General features: G+C 41.5%; 15 protein-coding genes. 6 read left to right on the forward strand and 9 right to left on the reverse strand.

From position 1 onward, the window contains the following. Positions 1-92 precede the first annotated feature (92 nt). From PAUR_RS08235 to PAUR_RS08250, 4 genes are all read left to right on the forward strand, one after another. Entirely contained in the window at positions 93-3,059 is a 2,967-nt protein-coding gene (locus PAUR_RS08235) for a TonB-dependent receptor (protein ID WP_192507292.1), read from the forward strand. Between the two features lie 222 nt (positions 3,060-3,281). Continuing rightward, entirely contained in the window at positions 3,282-4,541 is a 1,260-nt protein-coding gene (locus PAUR_RS08240; RefSeq protein ID WP_192507293.1) for an MFS transporter, read from the forward strand. Next, positions 4,538-5,404 carry an ROK family protein gene (locus tag PAUR_RS08245; RefSeq protein WP_192507294.1) on the forward strand — a complete coding sequence of 289 codons (867 nt, stop codon included), beginning with the start codon at positions 4,538-4,540 and terminating at the stop codon, positions 5,402-5,404. Before PAUR_RS08240 ends, PAUR_RS08245 begins: the two co-directional genes overlap by 4 nt. Continuing rightward, a complete protein-coding gene (locus PAUR_RS08250) occupies positions 5,397-7,940 on the forward strand; it encodes a family 20 glycosylhydrolase (RefSeq protein ID WP_192507295.1) in 2,544 nt (847 codons plus the stop codon). Before PAUR_RS08245 ends, PAUR_RS08250 begins: the two co-directional genes overlap by 8 nt. 55 nt (positions 7,941-7,995) lie before the next feature. Here the strand turns inward: PAUR_RS08250 and PAUR_RS08255 are convergent, their stop codons facing one another. Both PAUR_RS08255 and PAUR_RS08260 read right to left on the reverse strand, forming a co-directional pair. Then, positions 7,996-8,976: a 2-hydroxyacid dehydrogenase gene (locus PAUR_RS08255; protein WP_192507296.1), complete on the reverse strand. Its 981-nt coding sequence runs from the start codon at positions 8,974-8,976 to the stop codon at positions 7,996-7,998. After that, on the reverse strand, positions 8,942-9,457 hold the full coding sequence (locus PAUR_RS08260) for a glutathione peroxidase (RefSeq protein ID WP_192507297.1): 516 nt from the start codon (positions 9,455-9,457) through the stop codon (positions 8,942-8,944). The genes PAUR_RS08255 and PAUR_RS08260 overlap by 35 nt, the downstream gene beginning before the upstream one ends. 138 nt (positions 9,458-9,595) lie before the next feature. Between PAUR_RS08260 and PAUR_RS08265 the strand changes: the two genes are divergently transcribed. Then, on the forward strand, positions 9,596-10,489 hold the full coding sequence (locus PAUR_RS08265; protein WP_192507298.1) for an NAD(P)-dependent oxidoreductase: 894 nt from the start codon (positions 9,596-9,598) through the stop codon (positions 10,487-10,489). A 51-nt stretch (positions 10,490-10,540) separates the two neighbouring features. Here PAUR_RS08265 and PAUR_RS08270 read toward each other — a convergent pair whose 3' ends face one another. The 4 genes from PAUR_RS08270 to PAUR_RS08285 form a co-directional block, all read right to left on the reverse strand. After that, positions 10,541-11,725: a serine hydrolase domain-containing protein gene (locus tag PAUR_RS08270; RefSeq protein WP_318782601.1), complete on the reverse strand. Its 1,185-nt coding sequence runs from the start codon at positions 11,723-11,725 to the stop codon at positions 10,541-10,543. Positions 11,726-11,991: 266 nt separating this feature from the next. Next, positions 11,992-14,751 carry a methyl-accepting chemotaxis protein gene (locus tag PAUR_RS08275; protein WP_192507299.1) on the reverse strand — a complete coding sequence of 920 codons (2,760 nt, stop codon included), beginning with the start codon at positions 14,749-14,751 and terminating at the stop codon, positions 11,992-11,994. Between the two features lie 176 nt (positions 14,752-14,927). Beyond that, entirely contained in the window at positions 14,928-16,754 is a 1,827-nt protein-coding gene (locus PAUR_RS08280; protein WP_192507300.1) for a di-heme-cytochrome C peroxidase, read from the reverse strand. Positions 16,755-16,924: 170 nt separating this feature from the next. Continuing rightward, the gene (locus PAUR_RS08285; RefSeq protein ID WP_192507301.1) at positions 16,925-19,459 is read right to left on the reverse strand and encodes a TonB-dependent receptor; all 2,535 of its coding nucleotides are present in this window, start codon (positions 19,457-19,459) and stop codon (positions 16,925-16,927) included. Positions 19,460-19,614: 155 nt separating this feature from the next. On the opposite strand from PAUR_RS08285, the gene PAUR_RS08290 reads away from it, so the two are divergent. Beyond that, on the forward strand, positions 19,615-20,139 hold the full coding sequence (locus PAUR_RS08290) for a YaeQ family protein (RefSeq protein ID WP_192507302.1): 525 nt from the start codon (positions 19,615-19,617) through the stop codon (positions 20,137-20,139). A 23-nt stretch (positions 20,140-20,162) separates the two neighbouring features. Here PAUR_RS08290 and yfaE read toward each other — a convergent pair whose 3' ends face one another. The 3 genes from yfaE to nrdA are packed head-to-tail and all read right to left on the reverse strand — an operon-like array spanning position 20,163 to position 23,900. Next, positions 20,163-20,435, reverse strand: a complete 273-nt coding sequence (gene yfaE, locus PAUR_RS08295) for a class I ribonucleotide reductase maintenance protein YfaE (protein WP_192507303.1) — start codon at positions 20,433-20,435, stop codon at positions 20,163-20,165. Next, complete coding sequence (nrdB, locus tag PAUR_RS08300; protein ID WP_192507304.1) at positions 20,435-21,565, reverse strand: class Ia ribonucleoside-diphosphate reductase subunit beta; 1,131 nt, start codon at positions 21,563-21,565, stop codon at positions 20,435-20,437. The genes yfaE and nrdB overlap by 1 nt, the downstream gene beginning before the upstream one ends. A gap of 49 nt (positions 21,566-21,614) precedes the next feature. Further along, positions 21,615-23,900: a class 1a ribonucleoside-diphosphate reductase subunit alpha gene (nrdA, locus tag PAUR_RS08305; protein ID WP_192507305.1), complete on the reverse strand. Its 2,286-nt coding sequence runs from the start codon at positions 23,898-23,900 to the stop codon at positions 21,615-21,617. Positions 23,901-24,114: the final 214 nt, after the last annotated feature.

A 24,114-nucleotide genomic window follows, 5' to 3' on the forward strand; every position in this document is an offset into this window, starting at 1 on the left:
TTGCGCGAATAGCTGCTGAAATAAGTCAGTACCAATTATTTGGTAGTAAACATTAACACTCCTAACTATATAAAAATTATCAGAGGAATGACATGAACAACAAGGCATCATTCAAACTCTCACACCTTACTTATGCTATTTTGGCTGGGCTGTTGTCGAGTAATGTATCTGCAGCGAGCGAATTACAAGCGCAAGAGTCCGTTGAAGTAATAGAAGTACGCGGTATACGCGCTTCGACAGAAAAAAGCTTAAATACAAAACGTTTTGCTGACGGGGTTGTAGATTCAATTACAGCGCAAGACATTGGTAAGTTGCCAGATGTTACCATCGCAGATTCATTACAACGAGTACCGGGCATACAAATTCGTCGAAATGCTGGAGAAGGGGCGACAATTAATGTGCGAGGGATGCCACAGGTTACCACGCTACTCAATGGAGAGCAGTTTTTAAGTGCGGGTTCGCTCACGAAAGTACAACCAGATTTCACTGATATTCCTTCGAGTTTAGTGGGGGCCATGAATGTTATGAAGTCACCTACAGCCGATACGTTAGCTGGGGGGATATCCGGTACTGTTGATTTGCAAACACGCAAGCCATTTGATTTAGCTGAAGGGTTCACTGGGGCTGCATCAATTGAAGCCGCACGGGGGTCGTACTCAAAGGAAACAGATCCAAAAGCAATGATTTTTGCCGGGTATAATGCTGATAGTTTTGCCGTACTTGCCACCGTATCTAAAGATGAAGTGACACTGGCAAATTATCGTCTTGGGGCAACCAATCATGGTTGGGTCGGTGCGCCTCAAGAATCGGGGAATTGTTGGTACTGTCCACAAGCTGATATGAATGGGGATGGTGATACCAATGATGCCGAATATACCTACGTCAGTTATGGTATGGTCAATCGATTTACTGAGCGAGAAAGAACGGGCGCTAACATCAGTTTTCAGGCCGATGTTTCAGAAAATTTAGAGTTGAGTGCGGATGTATTTTATACAAAAATGGATGACGCTGACCGTCAACGCGGGTTAATGGCAGATAACGCGTGGGGCGGGCATTGGCAGTGGCAAGACCAACATGATCCCATAGATCGCGGTGATATACTCGCATCAGGCCATCGTTTATATACTGCACAAGATATTACCTTAAATGCGCCAAGAGTGGTTGCGCATTCAGAAAGTCATACCAATGAAAGGCAATCGACTAACTATAACGTTGAACTTGTTTATAAAGGAACTGGGGCTTTTTCAGGTAAAGCGCGGTTTATTACAGCGGATGCATCTCGCAGTCATACAGAGAATGTTGCGCAGGGGTATTTAACAAATGGCTTAGCCCATGGTCTCAGACGCAACGAAGGGAATGGTCCAATCGCTGTAAACCCAAACGGATATGGCCCAGACACCATTGCGATGCGATTCAATTTTAAGGGAGAGCATGCCATGTTGTTACCACCAGCTACATTGCAAGGTGAAACATTTGGCTCAAACCTATCACGTTACTCGGTCACTTCAACTTACTCTGAAAATAACTATGATGAGGATGCATCACTCGATATTGTGCGTCTTGATGGTGAATATGAATTTGACCATGCACATTTAAATAAAATGACATTTGGGGTTCGTTTTGGCGAGCGTGATATTTCACGGGACCAATATGTTTTGCTTGCCCCATTAAACAACCCTGTTGGCGATGGGAGCGTTAATGTCATGTGGAAAGATCAAGGGCTGGCCGCATTTGATACTGATGGTAGTGGGGGGACGCCAAGTGCATCTGCGGGAGATTTGACGATGGGCTATGATAACTTGATTACGTTTTCAAGTTTGCCAGAGGGCTGGGTACAACCAGTATCAGATTTTGGACCAATCAGTATCGATAGCATTTATTTTATCGATCCTAAACAGTTAGATGACCCATTTGCATTTCAAAATAAGTTTTATCCGGGCAATATGCGTGGCACTGTACCGGGCAGTTCGTACAAGGTAACAGAGCAAACCCAATCAGTCTATTGGCGCAGTGACTTCTCTGGTGAAAATTATCGCGCAAATATCGGATTTCAATACATCAAAACAGACTTAGAGATTGTTCAGAATATCATTGGCGATTCTATCTGTACTAGTTGTCCAGGATCTGTTGCCGAGGATGCTGGAGATATCATCACGGATAAATCATTCTCTGACTTTTTACCGTCATTAAACTTAAGTGTCAATCTAAGTGAAGATGTTGTCTATCGTGCGGCATGGGGTAAGACCATGACAAAGCTGGATCTTGAACAGATTGCTGGAGGGTTGAGGATCAGTCGTACACGTGCCGGTGAAGACTTAGCTGCACGAGAAGGCATTTCACCTGATTTACTTATTGCAACGAATGCCACAATGCAAGGAAACCCTGATTTAAACCCATGGCGAGCTCAAAACACCGATATGGCAATCGAGTGGTACTTTTCTCCAAGTGCGATGGTGAGTCTTGGTATTTTTAACATAAAACTAGATTCTTTTATTGAGTCTAGTATATGGACCCAGCCTATGGCCGATGCTGACGGTGTTGTTCGTCGTGAAGTGTCTGTAAATGGTTTAATCAACGGGCAGGGAGGCACCATGAGTGGGGCTGAATTCTCGTATCAACAGGCATTTGACTTTTTACCTGGTGTCTGGAGTGGCCTAGGTGCGGCGTTTAATTACACCTATAGCGACAGTGAGAGTGGTCGGATAGATTTAAATGGGGATGCTTTACCATTAGAAGATAACTCAAAAGAGTCTGCTAATGCGGTTTTATGGTATGAAAAATCAGGGTTCCAATTTAGATTGGCTGCGAATTACCGTGCTAAACGGTTGGCTGAGATATCAGTGCCGTACGGTATGAGCGATACTGCGATTTGGACCGAACCGACGACTTATATTGATATATCTGCAAGTTATGACGTTCAAGATAATTTCACAGTATTCATGTCTGGGAGTAATCTGACTGAAGAGTATGAGACCAACTACGCGCAATGGAAAGACAATCGTATCTCTCAAAATATTTATGAACGACGCTTAACCTTTGGTGTTAGAGGGCGCTGGTAAGGTTTCTATTGATTGGCAAATTGAGGGTAACCCACCCACTTGATTTGTAGAGTCATGTTATTGATGTCTGAGCGCCTAAAGTCACTGGTTTTATGCGTTCAGTCCCTACAAAGTAACGCATTCATAATTTAAGGCAATGTCCTACTCCTTGAGTCATATGGTTTGTTTGCCCGCAGACCACGCGCTAGTGCCATTGCCTTATTCAATATTAAGGTTATTACAATGAATCCTAAATATGCCGTTGTCTTGCTGGTACTTATGACATTTTTTATGGTGTCGTTTATGACCAATATTTTAGGCCCTATTTTTCCAGAGTTGATAGCTGATTTTGGTATTGGCATTGCATTAGCGGGCTTTTTTCCATTTGCTTTTTTTGCAGCCTACGGGGTGATGTCTATTCCGGCCGGTCTATTGGTGCAAACTGTAGGCGAGAAAAAAACGATGCTGATTGCTTTTGTATTGGCTGGTACTGGCTCTTTGATTTTTGCACTTTTCCCTCGTTTTACTATTGCAATGGTGGCGCTGTTTGCGATTGGCTGTGCAATGGCCTTATTACAAGTCGCGATTAACCCGCTGTTGCGCGTTAGCGGGGGGAGTCAGTATTTTGCTATGTACTCTGTCCTTGCACAGCTTATATTTGGTGTAGCTGCCACCTTGTCTCCATTAGTTTACAGCTTTTTTGTTGAGCGTATTCAAAAGGGCTCAGGGTTAGGCTTAATATTTAAAGGATTAGTACCGAATGGAATGGAGTGGCTGAGTATGTATTGGCTATTCTCGGTACTGTGTTTTGGTATGACACTTTATGTTGCAGTTACGCCACTGGTTAAAGTAACACGATGTGAAAATGAACTACTCACAGTAAAACAGAGCCTTGCATTACTGAAAAAGCCGACAGTTTTGCGGTTTTTCTTTGCAATTGTCGCTTATGTCACCTTAGAGCAAGGCATTGCCAATTCCATTTCGTTATTTTTGCACTCGTATCATCAGGTAGACGTTCAGACCCAAGGCGCGTTTGCGGTGAGTCAGTTCTGGATGTTACTTACCTTGGGATGTTTTATTGGATTACTGTTGTTACGGTTCATCGACGCTCAAAAACTGCTCATGGGATTTAGTGCTGGAGCCGGAATCTCTTTAGTGGCAGCTCTTTTTAGTGATCAAGAGGGGGCAATATTTGGTTTTGCTACGATGGGGTTTTTCTTGTCAATTATGTGGTCGGTACTCGTGTCGTTGGGATTAAACTCAGTACGGGTTGGCCATGGTGCGGTTACTGGCATTTTATGTACAGGTATCGTAGGTGGAGCAATGGTATCACCCATACTGGGGGTCGCGAGCGAAGTGCTTAACTCACAACGAAGTGCAATGCTGTTATTGCTGATACCGCTGGCTTATATATTTAGTGTTGGAGTATGGGCTAGACCGTTAGTTAAAAACCATACCGCCAAATTGTATAAGAAAAAAACGCAGGGGCAGCAATTATTATGAGTCATATTATATGTATAGATTTAGGAGGCACAAAAGCCCATGTTGCTCAGGTATCAAAGTCAGGTCTTGGCCAAGTATATCGCCATGATGTGCCACGTCGTGGTACTAAACAAGAAGTCAATGATTTTATCGAGTATCTCGTTGAGTCAAATATGACCCGTCAGAGTACGGGAATTGCGATCGGCGTTCCCAGTGCAGTACGCATCAGCGATGGGCATATTATCGATACAGTGAATATCCCAAACTGGCATGATGTTTCGTTAAAGCACAATTTAATGCATCGCTTTTGCGTAGAAACCTATGTGCAAAATGATGCAAATTGCTTCACCTTAGGTGAATATTACTACGGCCCTCATTTACCGACTGATAACTTAGTTGGCGTGACACTCGGAACAGGGTTGGGTTCTGGAATCGTACTCAATGGTGCGTTATATACGGGGAGAAATGGTTTTGCTGGTGAATTTGGTAGTTTTCCTTATTTAGATGGCATAATCGAAGATTATACCAGTGGACAGTTTTTTAAGAGGTTCGCGACTGATGGCGCAAAAGAAGCAGAGAAGGCCAATCTTGGAGATTTAAAGGCACTAAATATGTTCGTTCAATTAGGCGAACACTTGGGTAATGCATTGGCACATGTCTTATTAGCATTTGACCCGGATAAAATTGTGTTAGGTGGCTCAGTGGCACACTCTTTTCCTTTGTTCAGCCAAAGCATGTTTAGCACATTAAAACAACGTAGTCATAGCGCATTGGCTGAGCATGTGCAGGTCCAGCCGAGTCGATTGCAGTATGCCCCGCTACTAGGTGCTTATGCAGGATTCACCAATCAGCTTATTTATAGCAAGGAGCTATCGGATGTATAAATATGTGTTAGGGTTATTGGCGTGTGCTATCAGCGTGAATGTATTTGCCATGAATCAACCGCAATTAGATTCAATGGCAAAAGATTTAAAAGTCATTTACACATTACTTGATGCGAATTCTGCTTGTCCGGCGAAGGTGCAACAATGTTATTTATCGGAACTGTCATTGACATTACCCTATGACCTTAATAGTCATAACTGGGCTATCTATTTTAGTCAATTAATGCCTATTGTTCATAGCTCTAATAGCGAGTTTGAGATCACGCATATAAATGGGGATCTACATCGCTTATCACCGTCAAAAATGTTTAGTGGTTTTGCTGGTGGAGATGCACATCGGATCCGCTTTTATACTCAAGATTCACAAATAACGCGCTCTGAGTTTATGCCAAATTATATCCTAGCAGATAGTGAGGGGCTATTAAGTGCTAAAGTCATCGCGAGTACAATCCCTACCGTTGACCCTGAAACAGGTTTGGAGGTTCAGCCATATTTGGCGCCTTTCAATACAATGTCTCAATTACGAATTCACGAGCGTGATAAAACACCGTGGATGGGGACTAAATATCTATTTGAAAATGCGTTGCGGCCTGTACTGACTGAAGCGCCAATTGACATTATTCCAAAACCAAAGACACTGATACTTAGCTCAGAGCCGGTGGTCAGCATTCAAAATGGTATTAAATTATCACTGGTTAATATTAAGCGTGAAGGCATTTCACAGGCTTTATTTAGGTTGTCAACATTGGGTATTCATGAGCAAGAGCAGGGGTTTAATGTAAACATCAAACGCACGACCACAGCAACGTTGGCGGAGCAAGCTTATACCTTGAAGATATCAGCGCAGGCTGTAAATATAGAGGCTGCAACGGAGCAAGGGGCGTTTTATGCATTACAAAGTTTAATCGGCTTATTGAATATAGAAACGCACACACTGCCTCAGGTTGATATAACTGATGCACCGCATTATATGTTTAGAGGTTTGCACATTGACAGCGCAAGAAATTTTAGGTCAAAGCAGTTTATTTTAGAGACGATAACGCATATGGCCAGCTATAAGCTTAACCGGTTACACTTACATCTAGCAGATGATGAGGGCTGGCGACTAGAAATTGCAGGGCTACCTGAGTTGACGGAGGTGGGTTCGACTCGGTGCTTTGACCTATCAGAGCAACGTTGTTTATTACCTCAACTGGGGGCTGGTAATGCACCTGATGCAAGTATCAATGGCTTTTATAGTCGTCAGGACTATATTGATATTTTACAGCATGCGAAACGACACCATGTTGAGGTTATCCCTTCGTTAGACATGCCAGGTCACTCACGAGCGGCAATCGTATCAATGGAAGCACGCTTTGAGCGTTTGATGGCACAAAACCTTGAAAGAGATGCACTCAAATACCGTTTGGTTGAACCACAAGACTTGAGTCGCTATCGCTCGATTCAGCACTATAGCGACAATACTTTGAATGTATGCTTAGAGCAAACTTATCAATTTATAGATAAGGTACTCACCGAAGTGCAAACATTGCACGAAGCCGCTGAAGTGCCTTTAAAAATCTACCATATTGGTGCAGATGAAACCGCTGGTGCATGGCTGAATTCTCCTGCATGTAGCGTACTTAAGTATTCAGAACCATCTTTAAATGGTTACTTTATTGAGCGTATTAGTAAAATAGTGACCGATAAAGGGGTTGAAGTTGCGGGGTGGAGCGATGGTTTAGATGATGTGCGGGTAAAAAATATGCCTCATGTTGTGCAGAGTAATGTATGGGGAACACTGGCTCATGGAGGCCATCAAGTTGCACACCGCCATATAAATAGAAATTGGAATGTCATTGTGTCAAATCCTGATGTGACATATTTCGATTTTCCTTATGAGTCACATCCAATGGAACGAGGTAACCACTGGGCTACGCGGGCGGTGAATACACGTAAAGTTTTTGAGTTTATGCCTGATAACTTACCGGCACATGCAGAGCTTTGGCATAATAATTATGCACGTTCATATATCGCAGATGATACTTCGAGTAGATTAGAAAAAGGCGTAAGTGCAAAAGGAATACAAGGACACCTCTGGTCTGAAATGATCCGTACAGATGAACAAGCAGAATATATGCTGTATCCACGCTTATTGGCGTTAGCAGAACGAGCTTGGCACAAACCAGACTGGGCGTTACGATACAAAGAAAGTCGCTCTTTCGATAAAAATACGACTTTTATGACGAAAGGTGCTCTGCAAGCAAGAGAAAAAGATTGGCAAAGATTTATTGCTTTAGTGGGTTTTAAAGAAATTCCTAAACTGGCTTCCCAAGGGGTGTTTTACCGCCTGCCAAGTGTTGCAGCTGGCAAAAGTGAGTCAGGTCAGTTAATGGTTTTTACTGAGATCCCAGGGTTTGATATTGAAGTAAAAACATTGAATGGCTGGCAAGCTGTCAGTCCAAAGATGTTGCACTCTACCGCGTTGGCTGTACGTGCTAAATTAGGAAGAAGAGTCGGTAGAGCCTTGCCTGTATCGGACCACGTTCTTGAATGAGTATGGTGTTATGAGAGCGTAAAGAGGCTTTTAGTGGGAGCCTCTTTTTTATGTGCTATATGACTTGATTCGTTAACGGTAGATCTGACGTGCACTCAGAGAGATTTTCAATGGTAACGTTGGCTATTTGTGTCAACGCTTCTTGGGTGAAGAAACCTTGATGACCTGTAACGAGTACATTTGGAAAGCTGATAAGTCTACTAAATATATCGTCTTGAATGATTTCTTGGCTACGATCTTTAAAAAACAACTCAGATTCTTGCTCGTACACATCAAGGCCTAAATATCCAACAGTTTGGTTTTTTAACGCGTAAATGCATGCTTTGCTGTCAATGAGTGCACCGCGACTGGTATTGATTAACATCACGCCGGGTTTCATTTTTCCAAACGCTTGCTCATCAAGCAAATGATAGGTCGCATCATTTAACGGGCAGTGCAAACTAATAATATCACTTTGTGTCAATAGCATGTCGAATGTTACTTTTGTATAACTGCCTTCCCCTATATTCGGATCATACACTAAAACATTTGCACCAAAGCCATTTAATATAGCAATCAACGCTTGGCCAATTTTCCCTGCTCCGATAATACCTACCGTTTTATTGTGTAAATTGAAACCAAGCAACCCATTGAGGTCGAAATTATCCTCTCTTACCCTGTTGTAAGCTTTATGTGTTTTTCTACTTAATGTTAGCATCAGGGCAATACAATGCTCAGCAACGGCTTCTGGGCTGTATGCAGGCACGCGAACAACTTTGATGTTTAATTTATTAGCAGTGGTCATATCAACATTGTTAAAGCCGGCACATCTTAGAGCAATAAAGCGAATACCCAGTGAGGCTAATATATTGAGTACCTGCTGATCAGCGGTATCATTGACAAATATGCACACGGCGTCAAACCCTTTACACAATGATGCTGTGTGTTCGGATAATGACTCATTAAAACACTTAATATTTAATTCTGGATGAGTACTAAGTGCTTTATCAAAAAATGGTTGTTCATAACTTTGCGAACTGAATAGGGCTATCTTCATTGTATAAATGGCTCTCTATAACCGGTCTTAGTGTATCTGGTTTGGTGCGAGGTGCGTATCTTGATACTAGCTCACCTTCTGAGTTTACTAAAAACTTAGTAAAGTTCCACTTAATTGCTCGGTTTTGTGAGATTCCACGAGTGTGTGATTTTAAGTAGTTAAACAATGGGTGTGCATCAGGGCCATTGACTTGTACTTTGTTACAAATCATAAAGCTAAGATCAAAATGACTGTTATAAAACTCTTTTAACATTGCATCTTCAAGTGGCTCATTACGGCCAAATTGATTACAGGGAAACGCTAGAATTTCAAGCCCAAACGAATGATATTTTTTATACATTTTTTCGAGCGCACTAAGCTGTGCTGCGAAGCTACATTTACTGGCAATATTGATAATGAGTACAGGTTTACCCTGCAATTGCTTCAATGCGATTGTTTCACCGTTGAGTAGCTGTACACTATAACGATAAATTGTTTCCATTTGACTCATACTCCTTCACGGGCATGTTGTAAGTAGTGTTTTAACTACCTTATTAGTGATTTAAATTTGCTATACGCCAATTACTTGGGGTATAAAAACTCCATTGTTAATACCATAGCAGCGAAATAGGACAGAATTATGTCAATGAAAGTGGCGTTTATCGGATTGGGGGTAATGGGATATCCAATGGCTGGACATTTGGTCAGCGCAGGATACGAAGTCACGGTGTATAACAGAACGACAGCAAAAGCACAGCAATGGACAGAGCAACATGCAGGTAGCTATGCTCAAACACCGAAACTAGCGGCTAGCGGTGCAGACATCGTGTTTATGTGTGTCGGTAATGATGATGATTTACGGTCTGTCGTCTATGGTGCAGATGGGGTACTCGCCGGTATGCACCCTGGGGCTATTTTAGTCGATCATACGACGACCTCGGCAACGGTTGCATGTGAGGTTGCAGCGGTGGCAGCAAAACAAAATATCTCGTTCATTGATGCGCCAGTATCTGGTGGGCAAGCTGGTGCGGAAAATGGGGTGCTTACGGTGATGGCTGGTGGCGACCAAATAAGTTTCGAGGTAGTTCAACCAGTGATGGCTGCATTTAGTCGTTTTAGTCAGTTATTGGGTGATGTCGGCAGTGGGCAAACTTGCAAAATGGTTAATCAAATATGTATTGCAGGTGTTGTGCAAGGTCTCGCTGAAGGTCTGCACTTTGCAAAACAAGCTGGGTTAAACACTGAACAGGTTATTAAAACGATTTCTAAAGGAGCTGCGGGCTCTTGGCAAATGGAAAATCGTTATAAAACAATGATTGCAGGAGAGTATGATTTTGGTTTTGCAGTAGATTGGATGCGTAAAGATTTAGGGATTGCACTAGATGAGGCACGTAATAATGGCGCTTCTTTACCATTGACGGCGACGGTTGATCAATATTATGCCGATGTACAAGCATTCGGTGGCGGTCGTTTTGATACATCGAGCCTACTGGCGCGATTAGATGCATTGCATCAGGCCAAGAAAAAGCAATAGGTGTGCTCTAAATTGGAAGGAATGACGGGTTAACCGCCATTCCTGATTGAACTACTGAGCGTTATAGCGTTCTAGCATAACCGCAATGGCTTGCTCTACAGCTTCTCTTGCTTGTGTTGTACTTCCGTTTGTAACCGCCAGTAATGCAATATTCTCTTCTGGAATGATGAGGTTATCGAGGTAAAATGATCCAGTAAATCCGTTATGGTGAAACTGATTGTTTTCTTTTAATATCCACCCTAGTCCATAGCTTTCACTGACAGGTGAATGCATGTGTGCGTAACTGTCAGTACTTACAATATTACCTTTGCCCATTGCACCAGATAAGTGGGCTTGTAAGTACAGTGATAAATCGTGAAGGTTGGTATTTATTGTGCCAGCAGGACCTATGACTTTTGGAAGGCTAACTCTATCAGCTGCGGTGATTGCATGCCACTGTCCGTCACGTATCTGATGACCACTTGGTTGATTGTCAGGATCCATAAAGCTAGCAGTACCAAAATCAATAAGGTTCATCTCTAAAGGAATGACAATTTCCTGAGCAACAAGCGCTTCCCAAGATTGACCCGTAACACGTTCTAACATGTGACCTGCGAGTACATATCCGGCATTACTATATAAGAATGTACCTTTTGTGGTTTCAGGTTCTGTATTAAGTAGCTCAATGGTCCATGAATACCTTTGTTCTGTCATTGATCTTTGATCCATATGCCATTGACCAGTAAACATACTGTCTAAATCTCGCTTTAACCCAGACGTCATTGATAATAAATCTCGAAGTGTAAGGTGTTCATATTCGGGTTTAATTTTTCCAGATAATTCAGGGAAGATTTCTAATACATCACTTTCTAGTGAGATCAACCCTTGTTCAACAAGCCGGGATGCAACTGTTGCCGTGATTGATTTAGTGAATGACCCAATTGACCAACGATCTTCAGTCGTGACGAGTGTTGGTTGACCACTGATACGATATCCACTCACATCCATTTCTAAAAGTGCATCACTACTGACGATAAAAGCAGCCAAAGCAGGCATGTTGTATTGCGTACGTATTGCTTCGAGTTCTTCATGGAGTTTTTCGTCTCCAGTTTTACCATAAAGCAGTTCAGGCTCAGTTGCTTTTAATTTTGGTTGCTCAGTATAGCTGGAAGAATCGCTGCCACATGCAATTAATAGGGTTAGGGTAATGAACACAATGATAGAGTGCACAAGACCGTTTTTAATATTTAAATACACAAAAATTCCTTGTTGATTTTAAAACCAACAATTGTAAACTATTTATATTTCTTTGTGGTTAAAATGAATACAAAAAGTTTTTTGTATTCAAAGGTTAGATTCTTGGTGGTTGAAGAAAGGGGAGCACCTTCATCTTTATCTCCCCCAGTATTAAAGCCCGTTAACTTATATTGCCAATCAATAAGTCAAGGAGCAGAGGGATCCGTTAGGTGACTTTAGCCTCCATTTTAGTTTATCAGCATGATGATGTAATAGACTCAGCAAGCTCATACTTCAAACCCAGACATAAAACGATTAAGCTCGTTGGCTTGGTGCGATAAACTATTGCTTGATGAATTGGCCGTTTCAACGAGCATTGTGTTCTTCTGTATAATGCCATCCATCTGTTTTATAGCAACATTGACTTGTCCAACACCATTAGATTGTTCAGTGCTGGCAAGTGCTATATTTTCCATTAGTTGGGATAGTTGTTTAATACTACTCACAATGTGGCCGAGCGTTTGACCTGACTCAGTGACTAGCTGCACTCCATGGTCAACCTTCATCGCGCTGTCATTGAGTAAAGTTGATATTTCTTTAGACGCATTTGCACTGCGCTGGGCAAGTTCACGCACTTCAGCAGCAACAACAGCAAATCCTCTTCCAGATTCGCCTGCTCGAGCAGCTTCTACCGCCGCGTTGAGTGCAAGTAAGTTGGTTTGAAAAGCAATCTCGTTAATGACCTCTATAATACTCGATATTTCATTGGAGCTATTACTAATTTCTTTCATTGCGTTGACGGTTGAATGAACGAGTTCACCACCTTGTTGGGCTTGTTTATCAGCTTCAGTCGCCAAAGATGCTGCTGAGTGCGCATCTTTGGAGTTGATGGAAACCGTGTGGGTGATATCACTCATCGACGCGGTGGTTTGTTCAATGGATGCCGCTTGTGATTCTGTGCGTGCACTTAAATCATTCATACCCAGCTTTATTCCATTTGCCGAGCCATTAATTGTATTGGCTGTGGTGCGTATTTGACTGACCATCTTTGCAAGGTTTGATACAGATGTATTAACAGAGTGCTTTAAAGTATTAAAATCACCTTGATATTCACCTTCCACAAGTTGCGTTAAGTTACCTTCAGATAGTGCATGCATGACCGATTTGCATTCATGCAAAGGCTTAGAGATCGCATCAATTGTTGAATTTATCCCACCAACGATAACGGAAAATTCCCCTTGATGTTTAGAAGCATCGACTCGCTGTTCAAGTTGCCCTTTGCTGGCAGCTTGCGCCAGCTCAGTGGTGTCTTTCACCATACTTTTAATCGCATCAATTGATGTTGTTAAGCTATTCTTAATTTGTAGAAAGTCGCCTTGGTAGCTATTACTAATATCTGTAGGTAATTGTCCTTTGGCGATGAGATCTAAATAATCAGCGGTTAAGCGTACAGGCTCTACAATCACATCTAATGTGGTGTTAAACCCTTTTACGATGCTTTGGAAATCACCTTGATGCAGGTCAATATCAGCACGTTTTGAGAGTTCACCTTGACTGGCCGCTTCCATTAACATATTGGTATCCGCGATGAGCGCGTTGATTGCACCAGTTGCTGTTTTGAGGCTATGATTTATTTCTAGAAACTCACCGCTGTAATCTCCGTGAATAGCATCAGGCACTTGGCCAATTGCAATTAAGTTAAGGGTATCTTTGGTTTGTTTGATAGGAAGCGCAATGGCATCAAGTAGTGAGTTTATGCTTTTTGCGAGTGTATGCATAAAGCCGGTAAATTCTGTGCTATCCAAGCGTGTGGCAAGCTGTCCTTGAGATGCTGATTGAATGATTTTTCCTACTTGTTCTTCTGCGTAGCGCTGCTCAGTCAGATCGGAGAGTTCGTAAACAATGCCCAATAGGTGTTTTTCTTCATCGAAAACTGGGCCCGCGACAACATTAAATATCACAGATTGGTAATTCACTTCGCATTCAACTTGGTGCGTGTGAGCATCACGGAGTGTGTCATAGCAGCTTTGTTGATCAAAAAAGTGTTCTACATTGGCTTCATTTAATGATGTGACATTGGGTTGAGTGGCTTTTATTTGATCTTTATAGCGAAGAAATAGACGTTCACACTGGTGATTGGAATAAATGATTTTACCGTTGCCATCACTTAACATCACAGGCGCTGCGGCATTATCAAGTGCTTGTTTAATTCTTCCATTTTCTTGAGCTTGGGTTTGTTGTTGCACCATTTGCAGTTTTAGGTCATCGGTCATAGCCAGTAAATTTTGCTGCATAGTATTTAGATTATTTAACAGTAAACCAATTTCATCATTGTCGTGACCATGAATATCGTTTGCCAAATTCCCGCTAGCAATTTGTTCAGCTATGCTGGAAGCTTGGCGAATAGGATGCGTGATCAACCTTTGAATGAATAACGTCATAAGTAGGAGTATTACTGAAGACAAAATAAACATCATGACCATACTTTGAAATAGCACTTGCTCTTTTTTTGCAGTGAGGGCAACAGAACGATCAGAAACTAAATGGGTGATCGCCACGTTGATATCACCAAGGAGCTTAGCCGACAAACGGTCTATACCTTTTACTGCTTTATCGCCTATTTGGGTGTTAAATAAGGATGCACTATATTCATTTAATCCTACTCGATATAGTACCCCCAGCTTTTTGTGTTCTTTTTGAAAACTAGCTAATTGGTGAATAATAGAATCAGGGAGTGTATGGGTATCTAGCAGCACTTTAATATTATCTTGTATCAGTTGTTCATTCTTTTCGAACCGTAACCAATATTTTTCGTATTGCTCTGGTTCACTGCCTCTGATCAAGACATTTTTCCATTCTTGAACTTGTGTTTTAAACTGGCTAGATATCAGACCGACTTGTTGGCGGGTAGATAATTCATTGTTTATTAATGAATCTAATTCTGCTGCGACATTTTTTACTAAAAATAAAGTCACTAACGCGCCAATGAGTATTATTGACATACCACTGATGACACACAGCATTAATTTGGCTTTTACACTATTCATACGTATCTTCCTTGCAAGGTTCTATTTTGCATCATTACCAAAATATAGTAAAAATTCTCATAAACTCAAATACTTGTTGTAAATAAATGACATATATATGACAGGCATGCGTAGGTATTTAGTGAAGGTAAAAAGGCGAAGTAGGGCATAAGCTGATGGCCTATGCCCCGTTGATATTAAAGTGTTTTCATGAATTCAACGAGTTGCCATTTTTGCGTATCGTTTAGGTGGGTGCCATAGCTATGGCCTAAGTTAGAGTTACCAGCTCTAATTTTGCCATTGCTATCAGTGACTTTAAACAAATTCAACCCTTGATGCGTTTCATAACCTACGTTGACAGGATCAAACTCTCTACTACCGACCCAAAAAGTGTTAGATCGAGCTTTGGGAGTTTGTAAAAGCTCCCATAAATTTGCGACAGAACCGTTATGTAAGTATGGCGCGGTTGCCCAAATACCATTTAAAGGTCGTCCTTTATATACACCATTGTCTAAGGTGCCATCTATACAGTCAGTCGCGGCAGATTTTGCTTTGTTATTACGGGCTTTTAGATGCTCAGATACCAGTGCCTCAAATTCAGCAAGCCCACTGAGCTTTTTGCCATTGGCTTGTGTTCGTTCAGCAATATTACCTGCTTTTAATGCAAGTGGAATATCTTTAAGCACCAGACCTACAACACCATTTACAGGAATATCAATCGCATTACCTGTTGGCCCGAACTTATCACCAATTAAAATACGCTCTTTAGTTCCTTCTAGAATAAGTGTCTTCGCCATATGGCATGATGCGTTGTAAGCCGTTACAGGATCAGTGCCTAATTCACTTATCAGGGTTTGGTTTGCAATGTAGCGTTTCAACTCATCTTCACGCGGAACAATTTGATGACAGCTCGCACATTCCGCTTTATATAACAGTGCGCCAGCGGCGGCTTTATTGTTGTCTATCGCAGGGAAGTACTGGACAGGCCATTGTGGTGACTTGAGTGTTTTAACCCATGATTCAAGGTAGCCTAGACCCATAATATCAACGGTTGAAGAATAGCGAACCTTTTTACCCCATAAACGTTGCCATATGGGCGCCTCCTTAATATCTAGGCTACCAAATACACCGACGACCTCGCCAATATTTCTCACCAGAGGTCCTACAATAGGGGTGTTAGGTGCAGAAGCATTCCATTGTACAACATCGGATTGATGGGTTCCCCACAAGAACGGATATGATACCGGGCCTGTCGGCGTATTTTTATTTGTAAGGTCATGTAGAGCAAAAGCCGTTCCGGCATTTTGTATATTGCCAAAAGCATCAAGCCGTGCATAACTTGTAAAATCTTCAGGGTAGTCTGTAGGTAGTGCATTAACAGTTTGGCGTTTTGCAGAAGCCAATGCAATGTCTTGGAGGCGAGTTTTTAATTGTGCTACATCATTGTCCGTTCTATTTGGGCCGAGTACATTTGCTGCAAAACGCTCAAATTTGGCTGTGTCAGCTAGGGTTTTATCCATAGCTTCAATCAGTTTTTTGAAAAAAAGTACAAAATTACCGAGTGTCGGCGCACCTTCGATGAGTATTTTTGTCCCTTTATAATCTAATTGGTTAGTATGACAAGCTGCGCACGTCATACCAACCCAGCTTTCACCTGTTGTCTGATTGTTATGCAATGCAAAGCCTATGGGAAGACCACCAGGGTTTGACTGTGATGCTTGCATCGGCAAGTAACGTAACATCTCCATATGATCCGTGTGGCGAAACAGTTGCTCACTTTCGGCTTGTTCAAGCCATACAAACCATGTGTAGGGAATGATTTGTGCGCCTTGATTAGTAAACCAAAAATCGTTTCTTATTTGCTCGCTCCACCCTTGATCTAACCACACCCGTTTTATTTCACCACCTTCTGCTGGTGTTATTTTTGGTGGGTTAACGGGTGGTGCGGATTGTTGTGTACTGCAGCCAACGGCCGTGACGAGGCCTATTATGCTAGAGAGTGTAGCAATACGTAACTTGCTCATTGCATCTGTCCTTACTAATTGAAGTGGGCAGAGCATAGGTCTAAATGTTAATTTTATCCATTACAGAGCATTACATTAATTTAACGTTGAAAGTGTAAGGAGGGGGAAGCGAAAATAAAAATAAGAAATGGAACCAAAATTATGTTTGGTTCCATTTTTCGAAGCGCGAATTAAAAGTAGGCGCGTAAGCCTAATTTTAAGTTTCTACCCGGTAAAGGGGCTTGTTCTTTTATGAAGGAGCTATGTACAAAGCCAAGTTCATTGGTCAAGTTGTCAATATTAGCGTAGCCAACAAAGTCGATACCCTGTGCCGAGAAATCATACTGAAAGCTTGTATCTACCAATGTATAACCATTAGTTTTACTCTCATAAGCAGCAATATCTGATTGGCTATTATAACGTGTTATTGTCATATTTGCTTTCCAACCTGCATGCTCATATTCGTATTTCACCCCAAGCTTATTACTTGGGATCCGAGGTAGATATTGGTCATTGTCTAATTTAGCTGTTAGCGTGTCTGCGAAAACTTTTACACGGTTTTTATCATTTATCCGATAATGTGCATCTAGCTCAACACCATAAAGTTCAGCATCATCACTGGCAAACTTAAATACTGGTAATGCGCCTTCATGGAAATGATCTGCGTTTTCAATACCATGTTCAGAGGTAAACATTAACCCTGTATTTTGTTGATAGTAATAATTATCAACATCATTATAGAAAACGTTAATGGTATAGCCAAAATCACCAATAAAACGACGTACGCTGAAATCAATATTAGTGGCAGTTTCTTGCTCAATTTCTTGCGGTTCGAAGTGAACTTCACCATCTTCAATTACATAGCCAAGGCCTAGCTCGTAAGTACGAGTAGCAATATGGGTACCATTTGACAATAGTTCGGCCGTAAGAGGAGCCCGCTCAGAACGAGAAACATTAAATGCGACGTTATGTCCTTCCGTAAAATTGTATACACCACCAATCGAAGCGCTGATATTCGTCATATCTAATTGGTACGCCACTGATTCATACTCTTTGTGATCGTCATGATCGTCATGATCGTGGTCATCGTGGTCATCATCACCGTGATCGTCATCATCACCGTGATCGTCATGGTCATCGTGATGCGCTTCAGTTGTCACTAAGCTAGATAGCTGGAAATCTTCAATACGCGCACCAAGCTCTAGTGTAAAGTCACCAAACGTGCGTTCTTCAAGCAAAAACAGCGCATGAGATTTTGTTTCTGTTGCTGGAGTAAATGCTTCAGCACCATTCGCTTGATAGTCACTATCTGCGTAGTGATATCCAACAATACCGTGCCATTCACCGATACGATGTTCTATGCCAGTGCGTAACTCTGTGGTTTTATTTTTAAATGTTGTGCCAATACTGCCATGCTCAATCTCACTATGCTCATAGTCTGTATAACCTGCTCTTACATTAATTGACTCAATCCATTCGTTATGAAGTGAGTAGTTAAAGAGGGCTTGCCAACGATCTTGTTTTACGCGAGCAAATACACCTTGTTCAGCGCTTTCATCTGCATGATTATCTTCACCTTCATGCTCGTCATGTTCGCCTTCATGTTCATCATGGTCATGTTCGTCGTGATCATGGCCTTCATGACTATGGGCAGGAATACCGTAATCTGTATCAATTCTACCGAAGCTTAAACCCAGTGTTAAATGTTCATTTACGTAACTAGTACCAAAATTAACTTGCTGAGAATCTATAAAAGTATTATCTACCTTTTTAGCCGTTTCAGGTGACTCATTGTGATCATCATGCTCACCTTCGTGCCCGTGATCATCATGCGCGTCATGATCATCTTCGCCATGCTCGTCATGTTCTTCATGCGGTAAATTAAACTCAGGCGTGTCGTAATCACCCCCTTTGCGGCTTACACCGTCAAAATGGAAATTAAAACCGTCAGATCCAGTTTCAAGCACTGCAGCATAGGTATTGGTATTCGATACCGTATCGTGGCTATACTCAGCGGCGCCAGACAATGACTCTATAATATCAGTTGGAATACGATTATCGACAACATTTACTACGCCACCAATCGCGCCTGAGCCATATAACAATGTCGCAGGCCCACGAAGCACTTCAATTTGTTGTGCGGATAGACTGTCGTTTGTATTTGCGTGGTCGGGGCCAACGCGAGATGCATCACTGCTGTCTAATCCGTTTTGAGTAATTTTGACACGAGGGCCGTCTAAGCCACGAATAATAGGGCTCGAAGAAACAGGACCAAAGTAGCTTGAATTGATACCTGGTTGGCCTTTAAGCGTTTCCCCCAGTGTTGGCTTGGCTGCGTTTTTCAATTCGTCACCAGCTAATACTGTCACTGGAGAAGCCATTTCAACATTATTTTTGTGTAACGCAGATGCATAAACAACCATACTTTCAACAGCACTAGGCTTGAGCACGACGGTTACATAAGCGTTATCGACGGTTACAGGTAAGCGTTCATCTAAATAATTGTTTTTGGTGATATGAAGTTGAGAGTCGGCATCGACATTAATTGTAAATTGGCCGTTTTTATCAGTAGTTACTGACTGGCTCTTACCATGTAAGTGTACTTTTGCTCCACTTACTGGCTGACTGTTATTGTCGAGTATTTTACCTTTTACATCTGCGGCAAATACGTTGCTTGAGAAAAGTGCAGTAACAATTGCACTGCTGATAAGAGACTGCTTCATCATAATTTATTAGACACTAATGTTGAGGTTGAATTAATTCGTGACAATATAACACCACATAATTGGCAGTTCAATGATGTTATACTATAACCTCAAATATTTTTGCTAAAATCGACACAAAGTCTATAGTTAGAGCGTGACAGAGTAGGGAGATTAACATGATCAAACCTTTTGTTTTTAAAGCGCGCGTTAATGTGGCTGATTTATTTCATCATACCAATCACCAAGAAGTTTTTACGACTGCGTTACAAAAGTCTGAATCTCTAGAGCATTTTGTACTTAAAATAGTGGGATTGTGCGCGATATCATATGACCAAAAAGCAATTTTAAACGCCAATTCAGACAAACAAAAACCGGATGTATGGCTGGAAGATGATACGGGCTATATTACCGTGGCTTTGTATGCAAATACTTTGGAGTTCGATGAGATCATACGACTCGCTAAATTGTTTGGTAAATTGGTGATTTTAATAAAAGAAAATGATACGTGGTTTGACGAAATGTCGCAAAGATTACATTTGATAGGTAATTTAAGTGTTTTTTCTCTTGAGGCACAGTTTGTAGATGCATTGAGTGATGCATTAAGTCGCAGCTTGCATTGGGATGTGGTGATTGAACAAAATCAACTGAGTATTAGTGATAAGCATGAATACTATGAAACCAGTGTTGCGCAACTGCTCTAAAACCCGCTAGAGGAAACTTGTTTCTATAGCAGCGTAATTTTAATGTTAGAGAGGGGGCGAGAGCAGCATAGTAATACCTCACCTTCCCGTACAAAAGCGAGAGGCTCTTGATTGTAGGTGATTTTCCCCTCATTGAGCTGTGCTCTGCACGCCCCACAAAAACCTTCACGACATTGATAAGGTACATCTATATTTGCAGCTTCTAATGCATGTAATAGAGTTGGGGAATGAGCCACAAATTCAAGTGGCTCATCGTGATCTGTTATCGATATCACAGGGTAGGGCTTTTCAACCATTACAAGTCAAAATCACCGAAGTCAGAGGCATCAACCTTTGAGTCTATTTGTCCAACAAGATAGGAGCTAATTTCAGCTTCTTGTGGTGCAACTTGGACATTATCTGAAATTAACCACGCATTGATCCAAGGGATTGGGTTAGATTTTTTTTCAAATTGTGTTGGTAAGCCGACGGCAGTCATACGTGTATTAGTGATGTACTCGACATACTGGCATAAAATATCTTTATTTAGGCCAATCATTGAGCCATCTTTAAATAAGTATTCAGCCCATTCTTTTTCTTGTTCAGCAGCTTCTACAAACATCGCGATTGCTTCGTCTTTACATTGTGCAGCGACGATTGCCATTTCAGGGTCGTCCTTGCCTTCTTGCATAATGTTGAGCATATGTTGTGTACCAGATAAATGGAGTGCTTCATCACGCGCAATCAACTTAATGATTTTTGCATTGCCTTCCATTAACTCACGCTCTGCAAAAGCAAACGAACACGCAAAGCTGACGTAAAAACGAATAGCTTCTAAGATATTTACCGACATGACGCAAAGGTAAAGTAGTTTTTTCAACTCGAATAAACTAATTACAACAGTTTTACCATTGATCTCATGTTTACCCTCACCATACAAGTTAAATAGAGAGACTTGCTCAATCAAAGCATCATAATAACGCGTGACGGCATCAGCACGCTCATTAATTTTGTCGTTGCTGACAATGTCATCAAAAATAAGTTCAGGTGACTGGGTTACATTACGAATAATGTGCGTGTATGAGCGACTATGAATTGTTTCGCTGAACGCCCATGTCTCAATCCAAGTTTCTAATTCAGGGATAGATACAATCGGCAATAGTGCAACGTTAGGAGAACGACCTTGGACACTATCTAATAGTGTTTGGTATTTCAAGTTACTTAAAAATATATGTTTCTCGTGTTCAGGCAGTGCCTGAAAATCTATTTTGTCTTTACTCACATCGACTTCTTCTGGTCGCCAGAAAAAAGACAGTTGTTTTTCAATCAGCTTTTCAAAAATAGGGTACTTTTGTTGGTCATAACGAGAAACGTTTACAGTTTGGCCAAAAAACATTGGCTCCTGTAGTTGATCGTTGTGTTTTCTGCTAAACGTAGAATAGGACATAGTTAATACTCGATACTAAAGAGGGCGGGCCGAAAAGGCCCGCTAAAGCTTAAATTTTACACGCGCCGCCTTCACAGCCATCATCTTCAACTTCTGGTTTCATTTCATCATGAGCATCAGAAGCGCCATCACGGGTATTATGATAATAAAGCGTTTTTACCCCTAATTTGTATGCAGTAAGCAAATCTTTCAGCAGTAGTTTCATTGGAACTTTACCACCTTCAAATTTATTCGGGTCGTAGTTTGTGTTAGCTGAAATAGTTTGGTCAACAAATTTTTGCATGATACCAACGAGTGCGAGGTAGCCATCGTTAGACGGAATGTCCCAAAGCAACTCATAGTTGTCTTTCAAACGTTCATACTCTGGAACGACCTGCTTTAAAATGCCATCTTTACTCGCTTTGACACTGATATGACCCCGAGGTGGTTCAATACCATTGGTCGCATTTGATATTTGCGACGATGTTTCAGATGGCATTAAGGCTGATAGTGTTGAGTTACGCATACCATGTTCTTTAATGCTGGCACGGAGCGCATCCCAATCAAGCTTTAATGTTTCATCACATACTTTGTCTAGATCACGCTTATAGGTGTCTATAGGCATAATGCCTTGAGAGTACGTGGTTTCATTAAATAATGGACATGCGCCGCGTTCTTTCGCCAAAGTATTTGATGCTTTCATTAAATAATATTGAATTGCTTCAAATGTTTGATGTGTCAGGCCATTAGCACTGCCATCTGAATATTTTACACCGTTTTTAGCAAGGTAGTAAGCGTAGTTGATAACACCTATACCGAGTGTTCTTCTACCCATTGTCGCTGTATGCGCAGCCGGCACAGGGTAATCTTGGAAATCCAGTAAGTTGTCGAGTGCACGTACAGCCAAATCAGCAAGCTCATCAAGCTCATCTAATGATTCGAGTGCACCTAAGTTAAATGCCGACAGTGTACACAATGCAATTTCGCCTTCCGCATCATTTACATTGTTTAGTGGTTTTGTCGGTAATGCTATTTCTAGGCATAAATTAGACTGGCGAATAGGAGCAACTTTCGAATCGAACGGGCTATGCGTATTACAATGATCAACATTTTGCAGATAAATTCTGCCAGTGCTTGCGCGCTCTTGTGCAAACATAGAGAATAATTCGATGGCCTTTATACGTTTCTTACGAATAGATTCATCTTGTTCGTACTGCACATATAATGATTCGAATTTGTCTTGATCTTCAAAAAATGCGTCGTATAAGCCCGGTACGTCTGAAGGACTAAATAGCGTGATGTAATCATCTTTAATCAAGCGGGCATACATAGTTTTGTTAAACTGCACGCCATAGTCTAAATGGCGAACTCGGTTTTCTTCAACACCACGGTTATTTTTTAGAACGAGTAAATTTTCTACTTCTAAATGCCAAAGTGGGTAGAACAATGTTGCAGCACCACCGCGTACACCACCTTGTGAGCAGCTTTTAACAGCAGTTTGGAAATGCTTATAAAATGGAATGCATCCAGTATGGTATGCCTCACCGTTGCGAATAGGGCTACCTAAAGCACGAATTCTACCTGCATTTATACCAATGCCTGCACGTTGGCTCACGTACTTAACAATCGCAGATGAAGTCGCATTGATAGAATCTAAGCTATCACCACACTCAATGAGTACGCACGAACTAAACTGACGTGTTGGTGTACGTACTCCCGCCATAATGGGGGTTGGTAATGATATCTTGAACAATGAAATTGCATCGTAAAAGCGTTTGATATAATCAATACGGGTTTCTTTTGGGTAATCAGAGAATAAGCTTGCGGCAACTAAGATATATAAGAACTGAGCGCTTTCATAGATTTCGCCGGTTACTCGGTTTTGTACTAAATATTTACCTTCGAGCTGCTTAACCGCGGCATAGCTAAAATTAAGATCTCGAGAATGATCTAAGTAAGCATCAAGCTCGTGTAATTCTGCTTCTGTATAATCAACCAATAAATGTTGATCATAGCGCTTGTCTTCGACCAATTTAGTAATGTGATCATATAAACGAGGTGGCTCAAATTGACCATACGCTTTTTTCCGAAGGTGGAATATGGCTAGTCTGGCAGCAAGGTATTGATAGTCAGGAGAGTCTTTATCAATTAAATCGGCAGCGGCTTTTATGATTGTTTCATGGATGTCTTCAGTGCGAATGCCATCATAAAACTGAATATGTGACTTAAGTTCAACTTGTGACACAGAAACATTATTTAGACCTTCCGCAGCCCACGTGATAACGCGGTGGATTTTATCTAAATCGAGCGGCTCTTTTCGGCCGGTTCTTTTACTGACAGATAGCTGTTGGTTCATAGTTGTGCCTGTATTCCTTCGGAATGTGTATTTTTATATTGATCGCTGAGACAACAATTGCTTAGCTTTTAACCACTATATATGGTGGGAGTGCCCCTGCGGATCACAAGATAGTGGGGTTATGGCAATTTTGCAATAGAACAACTTGCTCTCAATTGTGGATAACTTAGGGATAATTGCATTGTGTTAGTGTTCATTAACCTTTGAGGTTTTA

The sequence above is a fragment of the Pseudoalteromonas aurantia 208 genome, from assembly GCF_014858725.1.
GTDB classification, from domain to species: domain Bacteria; phylum Pseudomonadota; class Gammaproteobacteria; order Enterobacterales; family Alteromonadaceae; genus Pseudoalteromonas; species Pseudoalteromonas aurantia.